This window comes from Streptomyces sp. H27-D2, from assembly GCF_035828615.1.
Taxonomy (GTDB): Bacteria; Actinomycetota; Actinomycetes; order Streptomycetales; family Streptomycetaceae; genus Streptomyces.
In genome coordinates this window covers 1-5721 of the sequence record NZ_JAYMZR010000178.1, presented here as the reverse complement: position 1 = coordinate 5721, position 5721 = coordinate 1, and the positions used below count along the sequence as shown (strand labels likewise).

Sequence of the window (5721 nt, the reverse complement as noted above, 5' to 3'; positions counted from 1 at the left end):
GTTCCCGGTGGAACTGCTGCGGTTCCTGGAAAGGGCCCAGCAGCCCGCGCCATCGGTGGTGCCGCCTGCGGAACCGGCGAAAGCCAAGCCCGCGCTGGACGAGCGGCCTCCGGCCCCGGAGGCCGACCCCGGTTCCATCTGAAAGTGGGTTACGCGGTCAGGCAGGCGATCGCCTCTTCGAAGGTCAGCCCCTCGCGCGCCCCGGTGCGGGGGTCATCCCGCTCGGCCGCACCCTCGGCCGAGCGGCTGGCTCTGTCGGCACCCCTCGAGACGCCGTGCACTGATGGGCACGGGCAACACGTGCACGATCATGCATTCCGGCAGTGGCATCAGGACCAGATGGGGCCAGTTCTGACGATCACCGGTGACGTCGCCGGACCGGTCACAGCCAAGTTGACAACGCCCGTTGCGGCACTGCGAGTCCCAAGCACAGCTTTCGTACCGCGGGACGCACCCTTCCTCGACGGCTGTCGCTCGGCGTGCAGGTGCTGCTGCAGACCGTTTCCAGCGAGCCGCTCAAAAAGTTTCGTGACAGTCATGAGATCTCCCAACTCAGATCTGCGGATGACCGGACAGCCAACCCCTCAAAAAGACGGAACCACATTCCCCCAAAAGAATTCAAGGGCCCCAAAGAAAGAATACCGGCCACAGAAAAGAGAATATTTCGCAAGCATTTCAAGGAACCTGAAAAGGCCGACCCCGGGTGCTTTACGGAATCGATGCGACGGATGCAGGGACCACGGCGCGCACGGTAAGGGAAGGCGCGGCAGCGGACGTCCGGCCGATTCCCGGACGGCAGGTCCCCGAACCGGGCAGTCTGGTGCGGGCCCGGCGAATGCTGAACAATCAGGGAAACCCGGACGGCAGGTCCCCGAACCGGGCAGTCTGGTGCGGGCCCGGCGAATGCTGAACAATCAGGGAAACAAGGAAGAGGTGCAGGCCGTGCCCCGTGGGGAACGTCCACTGGACGCGGGGGACACCGCGCTGTTGCGGTTCGCCGCGGACCTGCGCCGGTTGCGCCAGAAGGCCGCCCATCCGACCTACCGTCAACTGTCGGAGCGCGCGCACTACTCGATCGCCACCTTGTCGGACGCGGCCGGCGGCCGAAAGCTGCCCACCCTGGCGGTGACGCTGGCGTACGTGCGCGCCTGCGACGGCGACACGGCACAGTGGGAGCAGCGCTGGCACGACCTGGCCGCGGAACTCGCCGTGGAACTCGCCGCGGACGCGGCACACGCAGCGGCGGGTTCCACTCCGGAATCCGAAACGCCACCGTACGTGGGTCTCTCGGCGTTCCAGCCTCAGGACGCCGACCGGTATTTCGGCCGTGAGCGGCTGGTCGAGGACGTCACGACCAGGCTGTCGCAACAGCGGTTCCTGGCGGTCTTCGGGGCCTCCGGATCGGGCAAGTCCTCCCTCCTGCGGGCCGGCCTGCTCCCGCGCCTGCGTGCGGAGGGCGACAGTTGGGCCGCGGTGGTCCTCACCCCCGGGCCGCACCCGCTGGAAGAGTGCGCGATCCAGCTCGCCGGCCTCGGCGGGATGTCCGCGGGAGCACTGCGCGACGAGCTCGCGGCGGACCGGTTCAATCTGCACCGGGTGGTGCGCCAGTTCCTGGCCGACCGACCGCCGCAGACCGACATCGTGCTGGTGATCGACCAGTTCGAGGAGGTCTTCACCGTGTGCCGCGACCCGGAGGAACGCACTGCGTTCATCGCCGCCCTCGTCACCGCCGCACAGACGCGCAACAGCCGGTGCCGCGTGCTGCTGGGCGTTCGCGCGGATTTCTACGCGCACTGCACACGTCACGCGGATCTGATCGAGGCACTGCGCGACGCGCAGATCGCGGTCGGACCGATGAGCACCGACGAGCTGCGCCGGGCCATTACCGAGCCTGCCCTGCGCGCTGGATACCGGGTGGAGGGCGCGCTGCTGGCAGCGCTGACGGCACATGCCCACGACCGGGCGGGCGTCCTGCCCTTGCTGTCCCACGCCCTGTTGGAGACATGGCGGCGCAGACGCGGCACCATGCTGACGCTGGAAGCCTTCCAGGCGGCCGGCGGCTTCCAGGGCGCGCTCGCCCAGACCGCGGAATCGTTCTACGCGACGCTGGACGCCTCCCAGTGCACTCTCGCCCGGCAGATCTTCCTCCGGCTGACCGCCCTCGGTGAGGGAACCGAGGACACCAAGCGCCGGGTGCCGCGTGACGAACTCGACGACACCGGACCGGACACCGCGGTTGTCCTGGAACGCGCCGCCCACGCCCGGCTGCTCACCCTCGGTCAGGACCGGGTGGAGATCACCCATGAGGCACTCATCGGCTGCTGGCCACGGCTCAGCCGCTGGCTGGCCGAAGACCGGGACGGGCTGCGTCTGCACCGGCAGCTGACCGACGCCACGCAGGTGTGGGAGTCCCTGGGCCGTGACCCCGACGTCCTCTACCGCGGCACGCGTCTGGCCGGCGCCCAGGAATTGATCGGTGCCGGCACCATCGCGCTCACCGCTCGCGAACAACGGTTCCTCGACGCCTGCGGGGCTGCCGAGCGCGCCCGGAACGCCATCGCGCGTCGTCGGGTCCGGCAGCTGAGGCATCTCGTCGCGCTGCTGATGGTCCTGCTCGTGGCGGCCGTGGCCGGCGTCGGCTACGCCCTGCACGCGCAGCGGGTGGCGACCGGACAGCGCAATGTGGCCCTGTCCCGGGAGGTCTCCGCCAAGGCGGTCGCCCTGCGCTACACCGATCCGCCGCTCGCCGTTCAGCTCAGCCTGGCCGCGTACCGGCTCGTTCCCTCCGACGCGGCACGCAACGGATTGGTGAGCACTCTGACGACGCAACTGGTCGGTCACACCCAGGTAGTCAGCTCAGTGGCCGTCGGCTCCGACGGCCGGACGCTGGCCACGGGCAGTTTCGACCGGACCGTGCGCCTGTGGGACGTGTCCGACAGGCGGCACCCGACCCGGTTGTCCGTGCTGACCGGCCACACCGACACCGTCAGTTCCGTGGCGTTCAGTCCGGACGGACACACCCTCGCCTCGACCGGCCGCGACCGCACCATCCGACTGTGGAACGTGGCCGATGCGCGCCGCCCGGTGCTCCTGTCCGTGCTGACCGGCCACACCGACACCGTGTTCTCCGTCGTCTTCAGCCCCGATGGACACACTCTGGCCACCGGCAGTTACGACCACACCGCTCGGCTGTGGGACGTGAGCGACCCGCAGCACCCCGGCCGGCTCGCCACCCTCACCGGTCACCGGGACTTCGTCGACTGCCTGGCGTTCAGCCCCGACGGACGCACCCTCGCCTCGGGCAGCGATGACCGGACCATTCGCCTGTGGAACGTCACCGACCCGCGGCGCCCCGGTCAGCTTGCCCCACTCACCGGCCACGCCGACGTAGTGGCCTCGGTGGCGTTCAGCCCCGACGGACGCACCCTCGCCTCCGCCAGCGATGACCGTTCCGTCCGCACGTGGAACGTAGTCGACCTGCGCCACCCCTCCCAGCAGGCCATGTTGACCGGTCATACCGGTGCGGTCACCGCGGTGGCGTTCTCCCTCCAGGGCCGGACGATCGTCACCGCCAGCGCGGACCACACCGCCCAGGTCTGGGAGGCCGATCCTCACCGCGCCATGACACGGGCCTGCGAATCCGCCCACCCCACGGTCACCTCACAACAATGGGAGCGCTACTTCCCCGGCGTGGCCTACCGCGCGCCCTGCCCCTAATCGCCGCCCCGGCTCCGGAACCCGTCGATCGGTGGTTCCCGGACTCCAGACTCACGTGCAGAGCCGGCGCCGGTGTCGTAGGGGCGGAGCTGGTCTGCGTTTTGGGGACGCAGCCGGTCCCTCGAGGACCGCCGCCAACCGAGCGTTCGCCGGGTCAAGCCCTTCACCGACCTGATGCGGGTTGACCACCCGCCCCGCACTCCTGCGCTGGTCTTGCCGCTCGTTGTTCGGGATCCGTTTGTTAGGTTCCACGGCCACGATTCTGAACAACCCTTTTCCGCTAGACCAGGTAGGAGCCGACGAGGCGTCACGGTCCTCGTTCGGATCAAGGGAAAGACGTTAAGGGAGGATTCCTATGTTTTCATCGGTCAAGAGGGCCGCGATTGGTGTCTCATTGGCGCTGGCGGTCGGCGGGCTCGCGTTGGGTGGCACCTCGGCGCAGGCCGCCGGACAGGATGCCGCGTCTCATCGGCAGCAGGCCGCTGCGGGTGCTGCGTCGCTCGGCGCGCTGTCGTACACCTGTGTCACTGGCAACAACGTCTGGTACCACAACGCTCCCAGCTCCTCGCCCGGATCACGGTTGGGGCAGGTGAACGCCGGCCAGGGGTTCAACATCACGGACAGCAGCGGCGTGTGGCGGAAGGGAAACCTGTGGGGAGGCCCCTCGGGAGTCTGGATCTCCTCGACCTACTTGGGCATCTGCAACTGATGCCCAAGTGACTGACGTTTGTGGTCCCCGGCTCCAGCGGAGCCGGGGACCACAAACCGGCGTGGGGTCATGGTCGGCGCTGGCCGACGCCCGACAGGGAAGAAGCTGAAGACGGCGCAGGAAGAGGCCGGAGTCCCGGCGGGGGCCGGGGCCTGCCAGTGCCAGTGCTAGGGCTGTCCGGCAGGGTGGGCAAGCGCGGAACGGGCCTTGACCTCGAATCCTGGACACGGTCCCCGAGAGCCGCCCCCGGAATGACGACTCAGGTCTGGGGCGTCCGGTAGCCGGGGTGGGCCCCCGGGGTGAGTTTCTGCTGCTCGGCCATGCGCCGCAGCAGCGCCGTCAGCTGACGGTGCTCCTCGGGGGTGAGTGCCTCGCACACCTGCTGCTCGTGGGCCGCCCCCGCCTCGCGCAGTTCCCCGAGCAGCCTGTCCCCGCGTTCCGTCAGGTGCAGCGCGTGCAGGCGGCGGTCCTTGGGGTTCTTGCGGCGCTCGATCAGCCCGTGCTTCTCCAGTTCGTCGGCGAACGGGACGAACCGGCTGGCCGCCATTCCGAGTTCCTCGGCGATCTCGCGCTGACTGCGTCCCGGGCTGCCGGCCAGCGTACGCAGCAGGCCGGCCTGCGCCGGCGTCAGATCGAGCCGACGTACCCGCTCCGTGAACAGGGCGGTCGCATGCGCGCCGAGCTGGGCCAGGAGAAAAGCGGCGCCGCCCTGCGACCTGGACCTCGCACTCTCACTACTCGTAGTCATGACGACATCATATCCGTTTAATAATCGTTCAAAGTATGTAATCATTACAGAAGAGGATCGATCTGCCGAGGAGACACCATGGCCGCCGCTACCGCCCCCGAGCCTTCCGAGAAGGCCCGACGCCACTCGCAGTCCGGGCCGCCGCTGCTGGCTCCCGTACTGGCTTACGCCGTCCTGACGATCGCCGCCGTCGTCGTCAACCGCTCCACCCCGCACCCCGACGCCTCCGGCCTGGAGGTCTTGAACTACGCCCAGGCGCACGGCACCGCGATCAGGCTGGGCGCCTTCCTGCTGTTCGCCTCGTCCGTGCCCCTGGCGCTCACGACGGCCTTGCTCTACCGGCGGCTGCGGACGCTCGGCATCACCGCACCGGGCTCGGCGATCACGCTGGTGGGCGGCGTACTCGCGTCCGCAGCGCTGAGTATGTAATCATTACAGAAGAGGATCGATCTGCCGAGGAGACACCATGGCCGCCGCTACCGCCCCCGAGCCTTCCGAGAAGGCCCGACGCCACTCGCAGTCCGGGCCGCCGCTGCTGGCTCCCGTA

4 protein-coding genes are annotated in these 5721 nt (G+C 69.0%); 3 read left to right on the top strand and 1 reads right to left on the bottom strand.

Annotated elements, in window-relative coordinates; translation table 11 throughout:
- Positions 1-942 precede the first annotated feature (942 nt).
- Positions 943-3717 carry an nSTAND1 domain-containing NTPase gene (locus QMK28_RS33530; RefSeq protein WP_326443471.1) on the top strand — a complete coding sequence of 925 codons (2775 nt, stop codon included), beginning with the start codon at positions 943-945 and terminating at the stop codon, positions 3715-3717.
- A gap of 355 nt (positions 3718-4072) precedes the next feature.
- Entirely contained in the window at positions 4073-4426 is a 354-nt protein-coding gene (locus tag QMK28_RS33525; RefSeq protein ID WP_326443470.1) for an SH3 domain-containing protein, read from the top strand.
- A gap of 259 nt (positions 4427-4685) precedes the next feature.
- Here the strand turns inward: QMK28_RS33525 and QMK28_RS33520 are convergent, their stop codons facing one another.
- Complete coding sequence (locus tag QMK28_RS33520; RefSeq protein ID WP_326443469.1) at positions 4686-5174, bottom strand: MarR family winged helix-turn-helix transcriptional regulator; 489 nt, start codon at positions 5172-5174, stop codon at positions 4686-4688.
- Positions 5175-5252: 78 nt separating this feature from the next.
- On the opposite strand from QMK28_RS33520, the gene QMK28_RS33515 reads away from it, so the two are divergent.
- Positions 5253-5603, top strand: a complete 351-nt coding sequence (locus tag QMK28_RS33515; protein ID WP_326443468.1) for a hypothetical protein — start codon at positions 5253-5255, stop codon at positions 5601-5603.
- The last annotated feature ends 118 nt before the right edge of the window (positions 5604-5721 follow it).

Excerpts from the sequence above, each read along its gene's own strand:
- QMK28_RS33525 (WP_326443470.1), top strand. The coding sequence starts at position 4,073 with ATGTTTTCATCGGTCAAGAGGGCCGCGATTGGTGTCTCATTGGCGCTG.
- QMK28_RS33520 (WP_326443469.1), bottom strand. The coding sequence starts at position 5,174 with ATGACTACGAGTAGTGAGAGTGCGAGGTCCAGGTCGCAGGGCGGCGCC.
- QMK28_RS33515 (WP_326443468.1), top strand. The coding sequence starts at position 5,253 with ATGGCCGCCGCTACCGCCCCCGAGCCTTCCGAGAAGGCCCGACGCCAC.